General features: G+C 49.4%; 15 protein-coding genes and 1 pseudogene. 11 read left to right on the forward strand and 5 right to left on the reverse strand.

Annotation, left to right across the window (positions count from 1 at the left end; translation table 11 throughout):
• Positions 1-784 precede the first annotated feature (784 nt).
• Positions 785-2,344 (reverse strand): oligopeptide:H+ symporter, encoded by a 1,560-nt coding sequence (locus tag ACMHXI_RS06150; protein ID WP_093983215.1) that lies wholly within the window; start codon positions 2,342-2,344, stop codon positions 785-787.
• Between the two features lie 237 nt (positions 2,345-2,581).
• Here ACMHXI_RS06150 and ACMHXI_RS06155 point away from each other — a divergent pair.
• The 4 genes and pseudogenes from ACMHXI_RS06155 to ACMHXI_RS06170 form a co-directional block, all read left to right on the forward strand.
• Positions 2,582-3,094: pseudogene (locus ACMHXI_RS06155) on the forward strand (DNA glycosylase AlkZ-like family protein); the annotation flags it as partial.
• A gap of 587 nt (positions 3,095-3,681) precedes the next feature.
• Positions 3,682-3,966 (forward strand): hypothetical protein, encoded by a 285-nt coding sequence (locus tag ACMHXI_RS06160; RefSeq protein WP_413734382.1) that lies wholly within the window; start codon positions 3,682-3,684, stop codon positions 3,964-3,966.
• Between the two features lie 327 nt (positions 3,967-4,293).
• Entirely contained in the window at positions 4,294-6,135 is a 1,842-nt protein-coding gene (locus tag ACMHXI_RS06165) for an Eco57I restriction-modification methylase domain-containing protein (RefSeq protein ID WP_413734384.1), read from the forward strand.
• Positions 6,135-7,205, forward strand: coding sequence for a DNA adenine methylase (locus tag ACMHXI_RS06170; protein ID WP_069507731.1), 1,071 nt, complete (start codon positions 6,135-6,137; stop codon positions 7,203-7,205). The genes ACMHXI_RS06165 and ACMHXI_RS06170 overlap by 1 nt, the downstream gene beginning before the upstream one ends.
• A gap of 34 nt (positions 7,206-7,239) precedes the next feature.
• On the opposite strand, the gene ACMHXI_RS06175 is transcribed toward ACMHXI_RS06170, so the two are convergent.
• The 3 genes from ACMHXI_RS06175 to ACMHXI_RS06185 form a co-directional block, all read right to left on the reverse strand.
• On the reverse strand, positions 7,240-8,343 hold the full coding sequence (locus ACMHXI_RS06175) for a hypothetical protein (protein ID WP_413734386.1): 1,104 nt from the start codon (positions 8,341-8,343) through the stop codon (positions 7,240-7,242).
• 75 nt (positions 8,344-8,418) lie between these two features.
• Positions 8,419-9,593, reverse strand: a protein-coding gene (locus ACMHXI_RS06180; RefSeq protein ID WP_413734388.1) for an IS3 family transposase whose coding sequence is annotated in 2 segments (ribosomal slippage) — positions 8,419-9,335 and positions 9,335-9,593 — 1,176 coding nt in all. Because the reading frame shifts where the segments join, the coding sequence is not laid out codon by codon here.
• Between the two features lie 69 nt (positions 9,594-9,662).
• A complete protein-coding gene (locus ACMHXI_RS06185; RefSeq protein WP_413734390.1) occupies positions 9,663-9,878 on the reverse strand; it encodes a hypothetical protein in 216 nt (71 codons plus the stop codon).
• A 354-nt stretch (positions 9,879-10,232) separates the two neighbouring features.
• On the opposite strand from ACMHXI_RS06185, the gene ACMHXI_RS06190 reads away from it, so the two are divergent.
• The 3 genes from ACMHXI_RS06190 (at position 10,233) to tsgA (ending at position 13,127) form a co-directional block, all read left to right on the forward strand.
• Entirely contained in the window at positions 10,233-10,901 is a 669-nt protein-coding gene (locus ACMHXI_RS06190) for a DNA glycosylase AlkZ-like family protein (protein WP_413734392.1), read from the forward strand.
• 158 nt (positions 10,902-11,059) lie between these two features.
• The gene (gene deoD, locus ACMHXI_RS06195; RefSeq protein ID WP_100143135.1) at positions 11,060-11,758 is read left to right on the forward strand and encodes a purine-nucleoside phosphorylase; all 699 of its coding nucleotides are present in this window, start codon (positions 11,060-11,062) and stop codon (positions 11,756-11,758) included.
• A gap of 196 nt (positions 11,759-11,954) precedes the next feature.
• Entirely contained in the window at positions 11,955-13,127 is a 1,173-nt protein-coding gene (gene tsgA, locus ACMHXI_RS06200) for an MFS transporter TsgA (RefSeq protein ID WP_413734394.1), read from the forward strand.
• 29 nt (positions 13,128-13,156) lie between these two features.
• On the opposite strand, the gene ACMHXI_RS06205 is transcribed toward tsgA, so the two are convergent.
• Entirely contained in the window at positions 13,157-13,840 is a 684-nt protein-coding gene (locus ACMHXI_RS06205) for a Crp/Fnr family transcriptional regulator (RefSeq protein ID WP_345842120.1), read from the reverse strand.
• Between the two features lie 157 nt (positions 13,841-13,997).
• Between ACMHXI_RS06205 and ACMHXI_RS06210 the strand changes: the two genes are divergently transcribed.
• The 4 genes from ACMHXI_RS06210 (at position 13,998) to ACMHXI_RS06225 (ending at position 17,825) form a co-directional block, all read left to right on the forward strand.
• Positions 13,998-14,402 carry a hypothetical protein gene (locus tag ACMHXI_RS06210; protein WP_025890074.1) on the forward strand — a complete coding sequence of 135 codons (405 nt, stop codon included), beginning with the start codon at positions 13,998-14,000 and terminating at the stop codon, positions 14,400-14,402.
• A gap of 104 nt (positions 14,403-14,506) precedes the next feature.
• Complete coding sequence (locus ACMHXI_RS06215) at positions 14,507-16,552, forward strand: protein-disulfide reductase DsbD family protein (RefSeq protein WP_413734396.1); 2,046 nt, start codon at positions 14,507-14,509, stop codon at positions 16,550-16,552.
• Positions 16,549-17,076, forward strand: coding sequence for a protein disulfide oxidoreductase (locus tag ACMHXI_RS06220; RefSeq protein WP_123116938.1), 528 nt, complete (start codon positions 16,549-16,551; stop codon positions 17,074-17,076). The genes ACMHXI_RS06215 and ACMHXI_RS06220 overlap by 4 nt, the downstream gene beginning before the upstream one ends.
• Before the next feature lie 11 nt (positions 17,077-17,087).
• Entirely contained in the window at positions 17,088-17,825 is a 738-nt protein-coding gene (locus tag ACMHXI_RS06225; RefSeq protein WP_413734399.1) for a DsbA family protein, read from the forward strand.
• The last annotated feature ends 72 nt before the right edge of the window (positions 17,826-17,897 follow it).

A 17,897-nucleotide genomic window follows, 5' to 3' on the forward strand; every position in this document is an offset into this window, starting at 1 on the left:
ACTGTGACCTTCCGAGCCAGGGATGGCGAGGCAGAGCTTACAAGGATGTACTCGCAGCGTGTCACAGGATCGCCTGTGCGAGAGCGCACCGCAGGTGATGGGCTGCAACTTAGTTGGCAGCTAAGACCAAGTTCATTGGTGAGTTTTGGCTTAAAGCCATGATAGCCGCTGTGCCAGCGGCCTAAAGTCGTGGAGCAAGTGCATCCATGCACAAAGGCCAGTTCGCCATCCCTGGCTCTCGCTCGAAAGCACGTTGCTATGCAACTCTCGCCGCCCCACACCCGACCAAGCGGGGATCAACAGCAATCCCCTCTTGGATCTCCCCTGCCGCCCCGCACGGTGTCGAAAGCCCCTCGGCCTAATGGCGCAAATCACTACCGCTTCAGACGCTCATCCCTGATTCGACTGTGGCTGCTTCGGCATCCAAATCCTTCCATGGATAAAGGCCAGCTCGCCTTCCTTGGCTCGCGCTCATAAGCACACTCGCCACCGGCGAGCATTCGCCCTCAGCCACGTTATTTGCGCCAACGGCTTTCGGCGACACCGAGGGGGAAGTCGGTGCAATTCTTCCTCCAACGGTGTCGTATTTAGCTGCAGATGTACGCCTATTTCCCAGGCACAGGATTGTCTGTGTAAAAGGTTGTACTTGGCGGCGCCGCTATCGGGGGAGGGAATAACTTTGTTTCCGGCGGTTATTATCATTAATGAAAAGACCCAACTCACGTTGGGTCTTTGGGGTTTTTAAATCAAGGAGATTTTGTCGCTCAGGTTGGCGGCAAACGCCTTAAGCCTGTTGCGGCTCCACTGCCCGATAATGATCCTGCATGGTGTAAGAGCGGGCGTAGAGCGCAAACACCAAGGCGGCCAGCAGGGCGAAGCCGGCGAAGAAGAACATCTGGAAGGCGGTGACACTCAGGCCGGTTTCGGCAATCTGATTGGTCACGGCATCGCTCTTGACGCTGGCGTTGGCCAATAGCACCCAGAGGTTGCCCACAGTGACCGACAGTGTCCAGAAGCTCATGATGCTGCCTTTCATCGACTTGGGTGCCTGGCTGTAGGCAAATTCCAATCCGGTGGCAGAAACCAGTACTTCACCGAAAGTCAGCAGTGCATAAGGCAGTACTTGCCAGGTGATGGACATGGGGGTGCCTCCATCCATCATCAGCTGAATGCTGCCTATCACTATCCAGGAAAGGCCGGAGAAGGCGATACCGGCGCCCATTTTACGCAGGGCATTGAGGCGTACGCCGCTGCGCTCCAGCATGGGGTAGAGCACAAAGTTATTGAAGGGGATCAGCAGCATAACCAGCAGTGGGTTAAGCGCTTGCATCATGGCCGGCTCAAACCAGTCCGGCTTGACCATGTCGTTGGCCTGTAAAATCCAGGTAGAAGCCTTTTGATCGAACAGCGACCAGAAGGGAGTGACCAAGGCAAACAGGATTAAGATGCGGAATACGGCGCGCACTCCGTCCACTGCCTCGAGCGGGTGTTGATTGCGGGCCCGCTCAAGCTGCATGGAGGCGCCTATGCCGACAAAACCCATCAAGAGCACCATTGCCAGACACAAGGCGGTCACCACTCCCAGGCTGTTGTACTGGGTGAGGGAAAACAGCGCCAGCAGTATGCCTATGGCACTCAGCAGTAAACCTGTATTGGCCTTGCCGGGCACCGGAGTGAAGATGGCGCTCTTGAGCACCGGCAGGAAGCCGTGTGGATCTTTGGGTTCGGGTTGCTGGTGGACATAACGTTTACGGCCGCCCCAGAAAAATACCGTGGCGATAAACATCAATACCCCCGGGATACCGAAGGCCACTGAAGGGCCAAAGAATTTCAGCAGCAGCGGCATCGACAGCGAGGCGAAGAAGGAGCCGAAGTTGATGGTGAAATAGAACATGTCGAAGGCTTTTTGCGCCAACGACTTATTGCTTTGATCGAACTGATCGCCCATGAAAGAGGATACCAGCGGCTTGATGCCGCCCGACCCCAGGGCTATCAGAAACAGGCCCGAGTAGAAGCCGGTTTTGCTGGTTTCGAAAATCGCCAGGAAGGCATGGCCAATCACATAGACTATGCTGAGCCACAAAATGGTGTGGTATTTACCGAAGAAACGGTCGGCCAGCCAGCCCCCCAGGAGAGGGAAGAAATACACCCCGATCACAAAGGAGTGGAACACATCTTTGGCTTCGCCCTGACGCAGTTCTTCCGGCACAGACAGCAGCAGAGCGGTCATCAGGAAGGGAGTCAGAATATTGCGCATGCCGTAAAAACTGAAGCGCTCGCAGGCTTCACTGGCAATGATAAAGGGGATCTGCCGCGGCCAGCGTGCAGAGGAAGGTGAGCTCATAATGTACCTTGGTTATTGTCGATTCTAATAAAGGTTGCAGCTATATGCGCATAATCCGGCTTTCCATTCAACTCCGGCCATGAACAAAACCGTTTTTTTTGTGAACTGAAGTGCAAATTTGCGTCGAAAGCCATGAAAAGGGCAAACTGATTACTCGTATTGGCAGCGGCATTGAGCTGTCATCATAGCGCCACGCTAAACCAAGGCTATCGGGAGCCAGGCACCATGGATACACCCTTGTATGGACCATTGACCATCGATGAATGGCTCAGGCTTAACCTGCAGCGCCAGGGCTTGTTGCAACAGGCGAACTCGGCGGCGGCCGTGATCCGTCAGCTGGGTTATGTGCAGATAGATTCCATCAATGTGGTCGAGCGGGCCCATCACCATGTGCTGCACAATCGGTTGCCCGGTTATCACCCCGAGCAGCTGCAACAGGCTATGGCCGCTAAAGAGGTGTTCGAGTACTGGGCTCACGCCGCGGCCTATCTGCCTATGAGTGACTACAGATACAGCCTGCAGCGCAAACAGCAACTGCGCCAGGGGGATAAACACTGGTTTGAACCGGACGAGCCCCTGATGCGGGAAGTGCTTGCCAGAGTGCGCGCCGAGGGGCCGCTCAAGGCGAGTGATTTTGAACACCCAAGTGATCAGCGTGGCAGTTGGTGGGACTGGAAACCGGCCAAGAAGGCGCTGGAACAGCTATTTATGCGCGGCGAGTTAATGGTGCTGCGGCGTGAACGGTTTCAAAATCCGTTGCCTTCGGGCGTGGCGGTTCAAGTCCGCCCATCGGTACCATACATAGAAAGGTCGCTTTTATAGCGGCCTTTCGTCGTTTTAGGTGTTTGAAAATGTTCGACTTTTCAGGCGCTTACCTCAGTTTTCTTTTCTTGTTATCAACGCTTTTCTCGCTCCAATAGGCTCTCTTTATCCTCCTTAAAATTTCGCCCATGGTCCATATATGGTTCGTCGCATGACGATTCTGTGCGCAAGGGAATCCCAGTAAATCCAACAAATGCAAAAAAGCAGCCGTCGCACAAGCCAGTATTGCCAAGGGCTTTGAGTTACCAGAACCATGGTACGACCATGGTGACTTTACGGTGCTATGATGTTTTGGTTTGTATGGTATGGGGGAACTGATCGTTTTGATGGATAGTCGAAAAGTCGGTTTGAGATAGGCGGTTTTGCGGTGTGTGTAGTAAGGGCGTTGGGGAATTAGTGATTTATCGATGTACATCAAAATATGAAACCACCGCATAAAGGCTGGCATATCTGTAGAGGAAGCGCTGTCTGCTGCGCACACCGAGCGTGAGAAGTTAAAGGGTCAGTCCAAACCTATGTTCTACGGTAACAAGCTCTATCCGTCTGCGCGCCATTTGTTGCTTGCTAATCCCACGTTGCTTGCTGGTGGTGATTTGGATAAAGCCGTTACCTCGCTGAATGACAAGGCTCGTCGAGCTAAGAATCAGGGTAAGGTTCTCAATCTATCACTGGATCAAGTTGCCGCTGAGTATGACTTGGCGAAAATTTGGTTTACTGATGAGTTTGATGGTTTTGTTGCTCAGTTAGTGGAACAAGTTGGTGAAGCGGTTTTGACCGAGCTGTTCTATGAGCTGAAGTAGTAGATAACATACTTTTTTGAAGGCCGCAGTTGCGTAAGGTGACTGCGGCTTTTTTGTGTCTTGTTATTAGTGCTGGCTGCCTTCTTGCTTAACCTCTATAGTTTCGGGTTTTCTTAGATATCAGAGGGGGCCAGTGACAGTCAATTAGTGGTGAACTTGACCATATGTTAGGAAACGGGGTTAAAGTGGTGGCTTTTCTTAAGTTTATGAAATTAAAGGCATTGGGCTTTGGGTGTGTTGAACTATTAAAATCTACCTTGTTACAATCCTCTCAGTGTGTGAAAATTCTCAGCTTGTCATTAATGACAGGATTGGAATTTTATCCGTATGAAAAGCGAACAAGGTCTGGAAGTGTCTGTAACAATCCCAGAAAAGCTACTCAATGAGCTAGAAGTAGTTGGAGGGGGGAAGAACCCATCTGAAGTAATTCTTGATGTATTAAGAAATAAACTCTCTGAACAAGAACTAAAAAAGAGTAATGGTGTTGTTTACACTCCTTCGGAGCTAGCAGAGTATGTCGCGAGTAAAGCTATTAGTTATTTGGATACAAGAGCTAATGATACGCTATTGGTCTTAGATCCCGCTTGTGGGGATGGTGAGTTACTGAGTGCTGTGTCATTTGCATGTAGTAATATTGAGCAGTTTCCTCCAATGTTGTATGGAATTGATATAGACCCCAAATCAGTAGATGTAGCAACTCAAAGACTTCCAGACACTTTTACTGGTGTATCTAATAATGGCTTATGTCCTCACTCACTTCCTTGTGACGAGGGGTGGGATGTATTAGGAAAAGAGCTTGGTGTTAATTCAGATGGTTTTGATTTAATTATAGCTAATCCGCCATGGGGAGCGGATGTGAGTAGTTACCAAGCACTAATTGAAAAAAGTGACTTTTCGTTACGCTATGGTCAATATGATACATCTGACTTGTTTATTGAAATGGCATATAAGCAATTAAAAGTAAGTGGCGTCTTTGCATTTATAATACCAGACTCGTTATTCTATCAAGAAAGATGTAAGCTGAGAGAGTTTTTGGTTAAAAACACGGAGATCCGTTTTATCGGCAGGTTTGGTGAAGGTGTTTTTCCTGGTGTCAATCGAGCTTGTGCAGTTGTAATATGTAAGAAAAAAAATGCAAGCAAAAAACACATGGTCGAGTGTGTTAGAATATCAGGCGAAAATAGGAAAAAGCTATTAAGCAATGTAATTACTTTCACTGAGGCAGAAGTAAAACTATCACATTTAGTTCCACAGGAAAGATTTTTAAATAACAAGGATTATATTTTCAATATTGATATTGATGAATCACTAAATCAAGTTTACTCAAAAGTATTAAACATGCCTATGACTTGTGGTAATTACTTGCGAGGAAGTAGAGGCGTTGAATTATCAAAAAAGGGAAACGTTACTAAATGCTCTAGTTGTGGTGATTGGTCTCCTTTGCCTAAGAAAGAAAAATATGCATGTAAAAAATGCAATTATTTGAATGTGGTTTCTGAAGAAAATAAAGGTGTAATCATACATAAGTATGATTATGGTGTTAGTAGAAAATTAATTGTTGGTGAGGCTATATCTAGGTATGGCTTAAATAATGATCTTTGGATTGAGCTAGATAAGAAAGGAATAAATTATAAGAACTTAGAGGTGTATAGTGGCAATAAAATTGTTGTAAGAAAAACAGGAGTAGGTATATCAGCCACAATAGATTATGGTTCTTGTCTAACAAACCAAGTTGTATATATGTTCAAGTTGAAAGAAAGTGTCGATAATAAAACTTTCATTGAGCTATTTATCATGATTCTTAACTCTAGAATGGCATTCTTTTTTGTAGCTATGTCTAATGGTGAGATTGAGTGGAAAAGCCACCCTTATTTAACTCAAAAACAGATATTAAGTATCCCTGCACCTAAATTGGAAAAACTTTCAGAAGATAATTTAACTCGTGCTAAAAAATATGCTAATGAACTAAGAGAAATAATGAGAAGTGGTAAAGCAATTCCAAATGAGTTAGATGCAAAAGTTGAAAGGTTGGTCGCTGATATATATGGTTTAGGCTATGAAGATTACAAGTGTATTTTTATGGCAATTGCAAAATCACAAGAGTTAAAGTCAGTGAAAGCTCTAAAAATGATAGATATAGATGATATTTTTAAGAAAGGTTTAGATTAATGGGTTATCGTTATATTGGTTCAAAGTCAAAAATACTTGATGTTGTTTTGAATAAAGTGAATGACCTGTGTGAAACTGGTGATACTATCGTTGACTTAATGTGTGGTACTGCAACTGTATCTAAAGAATTAAGATGTCGTGGGTATAATGTTATATCCAATGATTTAATGACTTACTCTTATCATCATGCGGTAACAAACTTAAAATTTTCCCAGGAGCCAAGTTTTTCTAAAGCTAGTAAGTATATAAAGAACCAACTAGGTTTGAGTGTTGAACAAACAAGTTATGATTTAATGCTTAAAGCTCTTAGTATGGCTGAGCCTAAAAAAGGATATTTTTGGACAGAGTTTTCTAGTGAGGGGAAACCTAAAAATACAGATAGACCTAGAAATTACTATAGTCCTGAAAATGCAAAGAAAATTGATGGGATTAGAAGGGAATTGGAAACTCTAAAAAGTGAAGGTTGTTTAGAACCATATGAATATAGTCTTTTAAATCATGACTTAATCATGTGTACTAATGATATTGCAAATATTGCTGGTACTTATGGCCATTATATGGCAAAGCTCTCTGGACGAGCAAAAGATGAGTTAAAGCTGTATAAAACGGAGCTGCTTTTAAAAGATGACGTGGATAATCATACGGTTTTGCAGGGATATGCGGAAGATAACGCTAAATTGATCACTGCTGATTTGTGTTATATTGATCCTCCTTATATGAAAAGGCAGTACGCTGCTAATTATCATATATTAGAAACTATAGCCAGAGGTGATGAGCCCGAAGCTATAGGTGTTAGTGGCTTAAGGCCTTGGCGTGACCAGTACTCTAATTTTTGTACTAAAACCAAAATCAGAGATTCGTTTAGAAAAATATTTCAAGATATGAATTGTGATAGGTTTTTAATCAGTTATAGTGAAGATGGTTTGTTAACTGTTGATGATTTTCAAAGCTTGTTGAAGCCATTTGGAGATGTTTATATTGATGAGTTTAACCATAAAAGATTTAAAAGTAATAATAGCAAGCTGAAAAATAATCTAACAGAATATCTAATTTTATTGAATAAGAGATAAAATATTACAGGCAGTTTTTCTGCCTGTATTTAGATTAAAGTAATGATGCATGGCTAGGGTGCCATGTGATTGTGAATAGTTTATCATTAATATAGAAGTTTAAGTGTCCATAGCCAGCAGCATCAAAAGTAATATTGTTTAAATCAAGCCCTGTGACATTAGCGTGATGTAGCATGCTATGAATTTGCGGTGATATAACAATGAGATTTTCAACTCGGTCAGATCCTCCTTCACCCAAAGGAATTAAGTGATGGGCTTCTGTATAATACGTGCCATCTTTCTTTTGGAACAAGAACTCAGTTCCAGTAACTTGGCATGTATGATTGTATAGTGATTTTAGCGTAGAGACCAAACCTCTATTTCTGCGTCTTATTTGCACAACACGTTCTTGTTGCGTAACTGGCGTGTTGGGTGACGTATCTTCTAAAAACAGATCGTCAATATGTTGTTCTTCATTGATTTGGACTGGAGGGTTAGATACAACTGGGGGCGTTGCTGGATAATTAGTTTTCAATGGGGTGTTTGAATCCAGAGGATCGAGAAATAGAGTGTTTGTAGGTAGTTCAATAAGACCACTGTAACCTTCTTGATCATGATGTGTTTCAAACATTTCATTGAGTTCGGGTAATTGATAGCCTGAAAAAGGGAGTGGTGTCGTTCCATCGTTTAAATACCAGCCAGCCCATACTTTTCCTGAAGTCGTTGCTGCTAAATAAACCATTAATCCGCTTGGGCAGAGAGCTCGTTGTGTGTTATCAGCTGGGTATGGAAAACCTGCATCTGGATGCCAGGCTCTAACTCGATTAGTGCGTGAAGAGTCTAGCTTTTGACTAGAAATGCATATAGACGCTCCGCGACGTTGATAGACTTTGAGATTTTGAATCGGTGCAGTTGAGGGGCCGTCAAGTCCAAGGCTAAAGATCGGGAATTGCCAGCTAGGTCCTTGCGCTGCGATTGTTCTATTTACGTTAACAATACCACTAAAAAAGTTTTCCCAATTATTTACACTAACGTTTCTTGTTGGGAAGTCTATATAAGTCTGACCTCCCCCTCCTTGTTCCATATCTCTGGGTTTGTTGATGTTAAAAAAATCGGCATCTGTTAGTTGCCTATATACGATTTTGCTGACGCATTCCATAATACTTTCCTAGTTCACTTTCATGAATGATTTTACATACTTTATATATGGACTTATGTGCTTAATATGTAGTGGTCAAGTTAAATTGGCCACGGTTTTGTATTCAAGCCAGTATCTTCGCTCTGACTCGTTCGGTGTCAGCCCACCGTTATATTGATGCGGTCTAAGCTGACTGTAATACCCCGTCACGTATCGTGATATTTCAACCCGAGCCTCACTGATACTTCGGTAGCCGGTCATCGGTATCCATTTTGTTTTTAAGCTTCTGAAGAAACGCTCCATCGGACTATTGTCCCAGCAGTTTCCTCGTCTGCTCATGCTTTGCTTTATCTGATAACGCCAAAGCTGCTGTCGGAAGCCACGACTCGTATAGTGACTACCTTGATCGCTATGGAACATAAGGTGTTTCGGTTTGCCTCGCGCTTCAAAAGCCATCACTAAGGCTTTACTCGTTAGAGTACTATCAGGCGAATAGGATATGGCCCAACCTATCGGTTTACGGGCAAATAGATCCAGCACGACCGCCAGATAAGCCCAACCTTTGCAAGTCCACACATACGTGACATCGCCACACCACACTTGATTTGGCGCCGTCACTGCAAACTGACGAGCAAGATGGTTAGGGATAGCGACATGTTCTTTATCCGCCTTTTTGTAGCGGTGTTGGGGTATCTGGCAGCTCACTAATCCGAGTTTTCTCATCAACCCTGTCGCGCGATAACGCGTCAATGGTATACCCGCAGTTGTCACCATATTGGCGATGGTTCTTGCACCTGCAGAGCCGTTGCTGGCTTTATGGGCCCCTCGCACCAAGCTATGCAGTTTCACCTGCTCTGAGCTAATAATGCTGGGTCTACCTCGCCAATACTTATAGCTGCTGCGATGAATACCAAATACTGAACAAATAAGTTTTACACTATGGCTCTGCCTGAGTTTCTCGACTAGCGAGAACTGTTCAGTGAGTCTGACATCAAGAGAGCCGTAGCCTTTTTCAAAATAATGTTCTCTTCTTCGATGCGGCGAAGTTTCTTTTCTAACTCACGGATCCGCTGTTGCTCAGGCGTAAGTGGTGAGCCTTTGGGAGAATCGCCTTGCAGTTCCTGTTGGAGCTGTTTTACCCACTTTCGCATGGCTGAATTGCTGACTCCCATTGCGATTGCAGCCTCTGCCACACTGTAGCCTTGCTTTGTTACTAGCTGAGCAGCCTCTAGCTTAAACTCAGCGCTGAATGTCGGTCTTGTGTTCTTCATATCTGCCACCCATTTGCGAAAAGTGAGTCTATCACTTCGTCTATTTAGATGGCCAAATTCACTATGCCACTACACGGCATGTACGACGTTGTCTTTTTGGAGTTGTTCGAAAACTGCTTTCGCTCTTTTGTGTGTCTCAGTAAACGCCTTTCCATCAGAGCATCGAACTGTATACTCCTCTTCTGAAACGTATTCAACGGTTAAATCAGCCTTCCCTGATATACTACGAAGCGTTGTTCCTTCGTACTCTTTTAGTAGTGGAATGATATCTGATTCGTAATCCATAAATTTTTCCTTTTGTTTATGAATCAACTTAACTTCAATGAGCATTGATTCATACTGATTGAAAGGAACCAATATAGACATAAGGTGCTTGTAGTTCAATCGATTGTGTATGTCACTCACTCTCATTAGAATTAGGTGGTTGGTTATATTATAAAACTAGTAACGTTATCTATACTGAACCTATGATTAGTTGGCAGGTACGTTCTGGTAGTCAATCAAGGGAAAACTCTGGTTGTATGTAATATTCAGTTTCTGTGCTCTATACCTGCAAACTAGATCTAAATTAATCCATATATAACACTAAAAAGATCCAACAAAATACAAGTATTGATAGCTATTTCAAAGTGTTAGGGAGTGATTCAAAAGGTTTATGATTTGGCCGAGCGGGTGCTCCCGCCGGGCATAGATACCCGGGTGCCCGACGATGAGGAGTTTGGCCGGTATCTGGTGAACCGCTTTCTCAATGCCAACGGTTTTGGCTCAGAGGTCCAGTTTGCCTATCTGCGTAAAGGCATGCGGCCGGTTATCAAGCGGGTGTTGGCCCAGGGGCTGGAGGCCGGTGAACTGCAGCAATTTAAGGTCGATGGTCAGCAGTATTTCTGCCCGGCAGAACTGAGTGCGGCGCCCATGATCCCGGAGCGGGTCTGGCTGCTCAATCCCTTCGATAACCTGGTTATTCAACGTAACCGCTTAAAGCAATGGTTTGGCTTTGACTATCAACTGGAAGTGTACCTGCCGCAGGAAAAGCGAGTTTACGGCTATTTCAGCCTGGCCATCCTCTGGTGCCAGCAGTTTATCGGCCGGGTCGATGTCAAGGCCGACCGGCCGCGCCAATGCCTGCTGTTGCAAAACCTGGTGTTGGAGCCCGAGTATGCCAATCGGCCTTTGGATGATCGATTGCTGGCCGAACTTACCAGGGCCATTGCCGACTATGCCCGTTTCAATGCCTGCGAGCGTTGGAAGTTGGTGCGCAGTAATCACAAGGAGCTAAAGCAGCGCTGGCGCCGTTTGCAAAGTTTATAGTGCCGGCTCGGCTCTGTGCCTGCCTTAAAATAGCCGTTTAGTTGGCTGAGAGGAGTGTGGCATTTTGGTAAACAAATCCCCGCAAGCGGACTTTTGTCCTCAAGGCTTTTTTGGCTTCGCCGGTAGACTCGGACCAGTTTTTATTCGAGGAACAGCTTATGACAGCACATATCAACGCCGCCAAAGGCGATTTTGCCAAGACAGTTATCATGCCCGGCGATCCTTTGCGGGCCAAATACATTGCCGAGCACTTTCTCGATGATGCCCGCGAGGTGACCTCGGTGCGCAATATGCTGGGTTATACTGGCAGCTGGCAGGGTAAGCCGGTTTCCGTAATGGGCCACGGCATGGGGATCCCCTCCATGGTGCTTTATGGTCATGAGCTGATCAACGACTTCGGGGTTGAGCGCATCATTCGGGTGGGCAGCTTGGGGGCGACCCAGCGTCAGGTGCAGATGCGTGATGTGATCCTGGCTCAGGCGGCGGGGACAGATTCAGTCACCAACGCCAAGCGCAGCGCAGGTTATCATATGCCGACTTCGGCCAGCTTCCCGCTGCTGCTCAAGGCCTGGGAACAGGCCAAGGCCCAGGGGCTGAATGTCAGGGTGGGCAATGTGTTCAGCGGCGATCTCTACTATGACCCGGATGAAGATCTGATCCCGGCGCTGGAGCGCTTCGGCATTCTGGGGATAGATATGGAAGTGGCCGGTCTCTACGGCCTGGCGCAGCAGTTCGGCATCGAGGCCTTGGCGATTCTGACCGTATCGGATCACTGCCTCACAGGTGAAGAAACCAGTGCCGAAGAGCGCCAGCTGTCATTTAACCAGATGATCTCGCTGGCGCTGGCCGTGGCCTAAGGAAGGTGCAAACAAGTCCCATGTGTGCTCTGCGTCGGCTTACGGGCCTGGATGCAAGACGTGGTTCGCAGCAAATGGCCCTAGTCCTTTGCAAGAAGCACAACACAGCAGGCAGGCTTGCAAGCCACTCTCTACAAAAGAGAAGGCCACGAGGACTTATTCGCACCTTCCCTAATACGTTGATGGATGATAAAAAATGAATAATAAAATCACACTGACGGCCATCAGTTTTCTGGCCAACTTTATCATGGCGGGTTTCGCCTCTCAGTTCGGTATGTTGATAGAGCCGATTGCCACCCGCTTCGGAGCCGATGTCAACGATGTGGCCTCTATCTTCTCACTGCTGAACGGCGGCGCCCTGGCGGGTACTGTTGTGGCCTTTTTGTTGATTGAAAAGGTCGGTATCAAGCCGATGACACTGCTGAGCTATGCCGTCATCTTCCTGTCGGCGCTGGCGCTGCATTTTGGTTCCTCATTGACAGTGGTTATGGTGGCCATGACGCTGGTGGGTTTGTGCGGCGGCATCGGCTTGTGTATCGCAGGTACTCTGGTGGTGTCCCTGTGGCAGGAGCGAATCCAGTCCACCATGCTGGTGGTGCAGGATGCCACCTTTAACGTGGCCGGGGTGGTGTTTCCGCTGATCACCACTTATGCACTGACACACTCACTGGCCTGGAGTTACAGCTATCTGGCGGTAGGCCTGGTGGCCTTGCTGACCTTGGCACTGGCGGCCTTCACCTCATTCAGCCGGGTGCAGGGCCAGGGTGAACAGGCGCAGTCCGCTCAGCGTTCCGAGTGGAACTTCGGCATTATCAGTGGCGGTCTGGGGCTGTTTCTGGGTATGCTGGCGCTCTATACCTTCCTCACCTGGGCGCCTATGTTTGTGAAGCAGAAGTTTGAGATCCCGTTTGAAGAGGCGGGCAGTATCATCACCCAGTACTGGTCGGCGGCGTTGGTGGGCGCCATGATCTCAACCCTGATAGTGACTCGGATGCAGATCCGCCACTTCCTGTTGATGATCATCTCGTTGGCATTGCTGCTCACCAGCTGGATTGTCAGCTGTGGCGATCTCGAAACCCTGGGATACCTGACCTATGGCTACGGCTTTGTCTGCGCCGCGCTGTATAACGCCTTTATCGCCTATGGGGTTTCCTTTGTGAAACAAGCCAGTAGCCGCAATGTGTCCTTCATTCTGATCAGCGGCAGTGCCGGTGCCATGTTCAGCCCGGCGATCAGCTCGATGGCGGAAAAGATAGTGGGCTTGCAGACCGTCATGTATGCCATCCCTGTACTCTACGGGGTGATCTTGCTGATGCTGTTGGTGTCCAATTTTGGCTTTAAGCGTCAGGCCGAGGCGGCTGTGGCCTAAGCCTGAAGATCTTCTCAGCGAATAGGGAGCTAAAGCTCCCCTTGCTCGACAAAATTCTGCAGCGCCTTGAGATCCATTATCTCCAGCTTGCCCTTGCTGCGCCGAACCAACCCGGCATTTTCCAGAGATTGTATCGCCCGGCGGTAGACTCTGGCGGTAGTGCCGAAACGCTCAGCCTCCAGATAGCCCTTGTTGAACCCAGATACCGGCAGATCGTCCAGCTGCTGGTGGTAGAGGTCGTAGGCAATGTTGTAGCTGATGGGGTAGAGCATACGCCGGGTGAAGATGTCCACTGTGTCCTGATAATCTATGGCGATGGCACTGGCGAAAAACAGCGCCAGCCTGGGGTGCTCACCCAGGGCTTGTTGCAGCTTGTCGGCGGGAATAATGCCGCAGGTCAGGGTGGTTTCTGCCAGAATATCCAACTGACAGGGATACTGGGTGAAAAACTCCATTTCACCGAATAGCTGCGAGTCACATTTCAGGGTGCCGAGTTGAAAGTTGCGGCCGTTGCGGGCGCTGTAGCTCATGGCGATTTTGCCACTGGGCACCAGTACCAGTTGATTCAGCTTCTGTCCCTGCTGCATCAAGGCCTCTCCCGGCGCAAAGCGGCGCTGCTCGCTGACGCAGCTGAGCAATACCCGCTCCACCAGAGGGTAGTCTGATTGCCATTCCTGGGAGTATCTGCCTTGGGTAAGAGGTTTAAGCTGCATCTTGGGGTCGCAAACTTTGGCTTGGTAGGTTTGATTATCCTGCCAATGGCGTAGATGGCAAGCAAGGATTGGTTACGGTAGCGGTTTCAGGATTGACCTTTGTCACCAATCATGGAACCCTATCGGCATTCTTGGGCCATACAGAGCAAAGTGCAGCATGGGGTTTTCACTCGGTGTTAACCGCTTCTCCCTCAAAGACAGGGCGCTGGTGTCATTGATCATCAGTCTGCTGGTGATCCTGCTCTGTTTTGGTCAGCAGCTTTCGCTGTTTGGTTCCTGCCCGCTCAAGGCCCAGCATCAGCTGACGCAACTTGGTGTTGATACTGCGCCGACTCACGCCAATGATGCGGGCAAGGCGCAGCTCAATGAAGAGCCCTGTCATCTGTCTTCCCATATGCTGAACCTGCAACCTGTGGTACTGCAACTGGGACTCACGGCCCTGTTGCTGTTTCTGCTGTTGCTCAACTGGCTCGGCAGTACCCGGCCTTTCAGTGTTTATCTCTCCCATCCCATAGTCTCCAAACGAAGGCGACACTCAGTGTTGTGCGTGTATCTGGAATGAAAACATCCTGAACTTTTGCCGGTTAACACCGGGTTCTGATGTTTTATTTTGGAGCTAATTTCATGTATTTAAAAAGAATATGGCATGCCTTCGCGGTATGTCTGATGCTGCTCAGCCAAGTTGCATTGGCAGAGCCGCGGAGCAGTGGCTGGCTCAAGCACCCGGATCATCCTCCGGTTAAGGTGCAACTGACGCTGGCCGATGTCGATGCCGGCCAAGTCGGTGAGCTCAACGCCCTGTTGGATGTGGCCCTGAGCGGCGACTGGAAAACCTACTGGCGCGCGCCGGGGGAAGGCGGGATCCCGCCGACCCTGGACTGGTCCGCCTCGGAGAATATTGCCACGGTCGACTGGCACTGGCCGTTGCCGCAGCGCTATGTGTTGCAGGGCATAGAAACCCTGGGTTACAAGGGCTATACCCTGTTTCCACTGACTATTCGCCTCAAGGATCCCGGGCAGCCGTTTCGGCTCAAGGGCACCCTGACCCTGTCTTCTTGCACCAATGTCTGTGTGTTGACCGATTACCCTGTGGAGCTGAGCGGTCAGGCCGCCGGGCTTAAGGCCGATGATGGCTTTTTGCACCAGTGGGGCGAGGCGATGGCCAAGGTGCCACAGGGCGATGGCGGCGCGGTATTGCAGTCGATTGTCTGGGATGAAAAACAGCAGTTGCTGCAACTGGCTATAGAAGCCGCAAGCCCCTGGCAACAGGCAGATCTGTTTCTGTTCGGCGAGGATGAGACAGTCAGTGAGCTGATCTTCTCCCGGCCGCAGATCCAGATAGATGGCAAACGGCTGACCGCCACTTTCGGGGTCAAACATTGGCTGGGAACGCCAGAGCTGGAGAGCAAGCCGCTGCTGATCCATCTGGCCGACACACACCTTTCGGCAGAACTGAGCGGTGCCATCGCCACAGGCCATGTTGCCAAGCCGCAGCCAAGCCTGCCGCTGTGGAGCCTGTTTTTGATGGCGCTGGCCGGTGGCCTTATTCTCAACATCATGCCTTGCGTATTGCCTGTGCTGGGCATGAAGGTGCACGGGGTCATGATGAGCAGCCAGGGCAGTCGCAGTCAGGTTCGCGGCCATTTTATGGCTTCGGCACTGGGTATTTTGCTGTCTTTCTGGTTGATTGCCGCCGGTCTTAGCTTGCTGAAGTTGTCCGGTCAGTCGCTGGGCTGGGGGATACAGTTCCAGCAGCCCTGGTTTATCGGCTTTATGGTGCTGCTGACCTGGGGCTTCGGCCTCAACCTGCTGGGGGTGTTTGAAATCAACCTGCCTTCCAAGTGGCAAACCCGTCTGGCCGGTGCCGGTGATGATTCGCGCCTCGGCCACCTGTTGCAGGGGATGCTGGCTACGCTGCTGGCTACGCCGTGTACCGCGCCGTTTCTCGGTACTGCGGTGGCCTTCGCTCTCGGCGCCGACTATCCCATGCTGTTTGCCCTCTTCAGCGCCATGGGGCTGGGAATGGCCTTGCCCTGGCTGATGTTGGCGTTGTGGCCGGCGTTGGCGCAGCGTTTACCCAAGCCCGGGCGCTGGATGAATTGGGTCAAGCCTGTGTTCGCGCTGATGATGCTGGCAACCTGTCTCTGGCTGCTGAGCCTGCTGCAAAGCTTCTTCTCTGTTGCGGCTATCTTGGGGCTGGGCGCCTTGATGTTGTTGCTGACACTGGGACTGCTGGGCAAGCGTTATGGCACTCAGGTAATGGTGTATGCCATTGGCGGCAGTTTTCTGTTTGCCAGCCTGGCGCTCGGGGTAGGTTATCTGACCCGGGATGCCTGGGTTAGCCCTTTGCCTTCGGATCACCATTGGCAACCGCTGAATTTGGTGCAGCTCAAACAGGCAGTCGATGAGGGCAAGACAGTGTTTGTCGATGTCACGGCCGACTGGTGCATTACCTGTCAGGCCAACAAGGTGGGGGTGCTGCTGCAAAACCCTGTCTATGATGCCCTCGGCGATGACCGAGTGCTGCTAATGCGCGGTGACTGGACCAAGCCCAGCGAAGAAATTACCGCCTATCTCAAGGCCAATGGCCGCTTTGGGGTGCCTTTCAATCAGGTCTATGGCCCGGGAACCCCCACCGGTAACCCATTACCGGTAATCCTCAGCAGTGATGGAGTATTGGCGGCCTTGGCCGAAGCGGAGAGCAGACAATGACCCAGAAAAATAAACCGGCCCACAAGGGGCTTCAATGGCTCAAGACCCTGCTCGGCTATGGGTTATTCATTCTGGTGGTGAGTGTTGCCCTCGATGCCTTTCGCAGCCGCGAGATGCCGGAAACCCTGCCGCCATTAGCGGTTCAGAGCCTGGCCGGCAGCCAGTTGGATATTGCCGCCATGAGTATGGAGCGCCCGGTCATCCTGTACTACTGGGCCAGCTGGTGTGGCGTCTGTCCCTTGGTGTCCGGCACTGTAGATGGTTTCAGTGACAGTGAGCAGGTGGTGACCGTGGCGCTGCAGTCGGGCAATAACACCCAGGTCAAGCAGTACCTGCAAAACAAGGGCTACGGCTTTGAGGTGGTCAATGACCCCAGCGGCGCCTTGGCGCGCTCCCTTGGAGTGTCGGCGACTCCGACTCTATTGTTTATCTATCAGGGCGAAATCCGCAGCAGCACCACAGGAGTCACAAGTTGGCCGGGGATCTGGCTGCGACTCTGGCTGACAAAAATGAATTTAATTTGAGGAATAACAAGATGAAATATTGGATAGTATTGAGTGCCTGGCTGCTGGCGGCCAGCGGCAGTTTACAGGCGGCAGAGCAGAAGCTGAGCCAACAAGAGGAACAGCAATTGGGGCAGATCCGCAGCATTTTGGTCAAGCATCCGGAGATCATTCCCGGTGTGCTCGGCAGCATAGAGTCTTATGTGGAGCAGCGGCAGTTGCAGCAGCAAGCGCTGGCCAAGCACAAGGACTGGTTGTTCAACAACCCGCAGATGCCGATCATGGGCAGCAGCAAGCCTGAGTTGCAACTGGTGGTGTTTACCGACTACAACTGCCCCTACTGTAAGCGGATGGAACTGGAATTTGCCAAGCTTTTAAAGGAGTTCCCAAACTTACAGGTGGTCAATGTGTTTGTACCATTGAGGCAGATAAAGGCCCAGGGCACTGAGCTTTCTTCCGGCGCCTTTGCCCTCGAGGTTTGGCAGCAGGATCGCAAGGATTTCCCCCGGGTACATGAACTCTTAATGGCCAAGAATGGCATGCACACAGGGAACTCACTGCAGCAGGTCGCCAAGGCCACGGGCACTGAACAATACCTCAAGCCCAGCTCGAGCGCCGACGAGTTGATGCATACCAATGTGAGAGTTTTCTCTGAACTGGGCTTTGGCGGCACGCCGACACTGCTCATAGGTGATGAAGTGATCCCCGGCTATATCGACTATGCCACCCTCAAGGCCGTGGTGCAGCAGGTGCTGGAGCGCCAAGGGTAATTGGCTTGCGGCAGTTATCGCCTTTCTGGGATAATTGCCCGTCGCCGGGGCGAGCGCCCCGGCTTTCCCTGC

This window comes from Shewanella sp. BJSY2023SW005, from assembly GCF_047314585.1.
GTDB lineage: Bacteria > Pseudomonadota > Gammaproteobacteria > Enterobacterales > Shewanellaceae > Shewanella > Shewanella algae.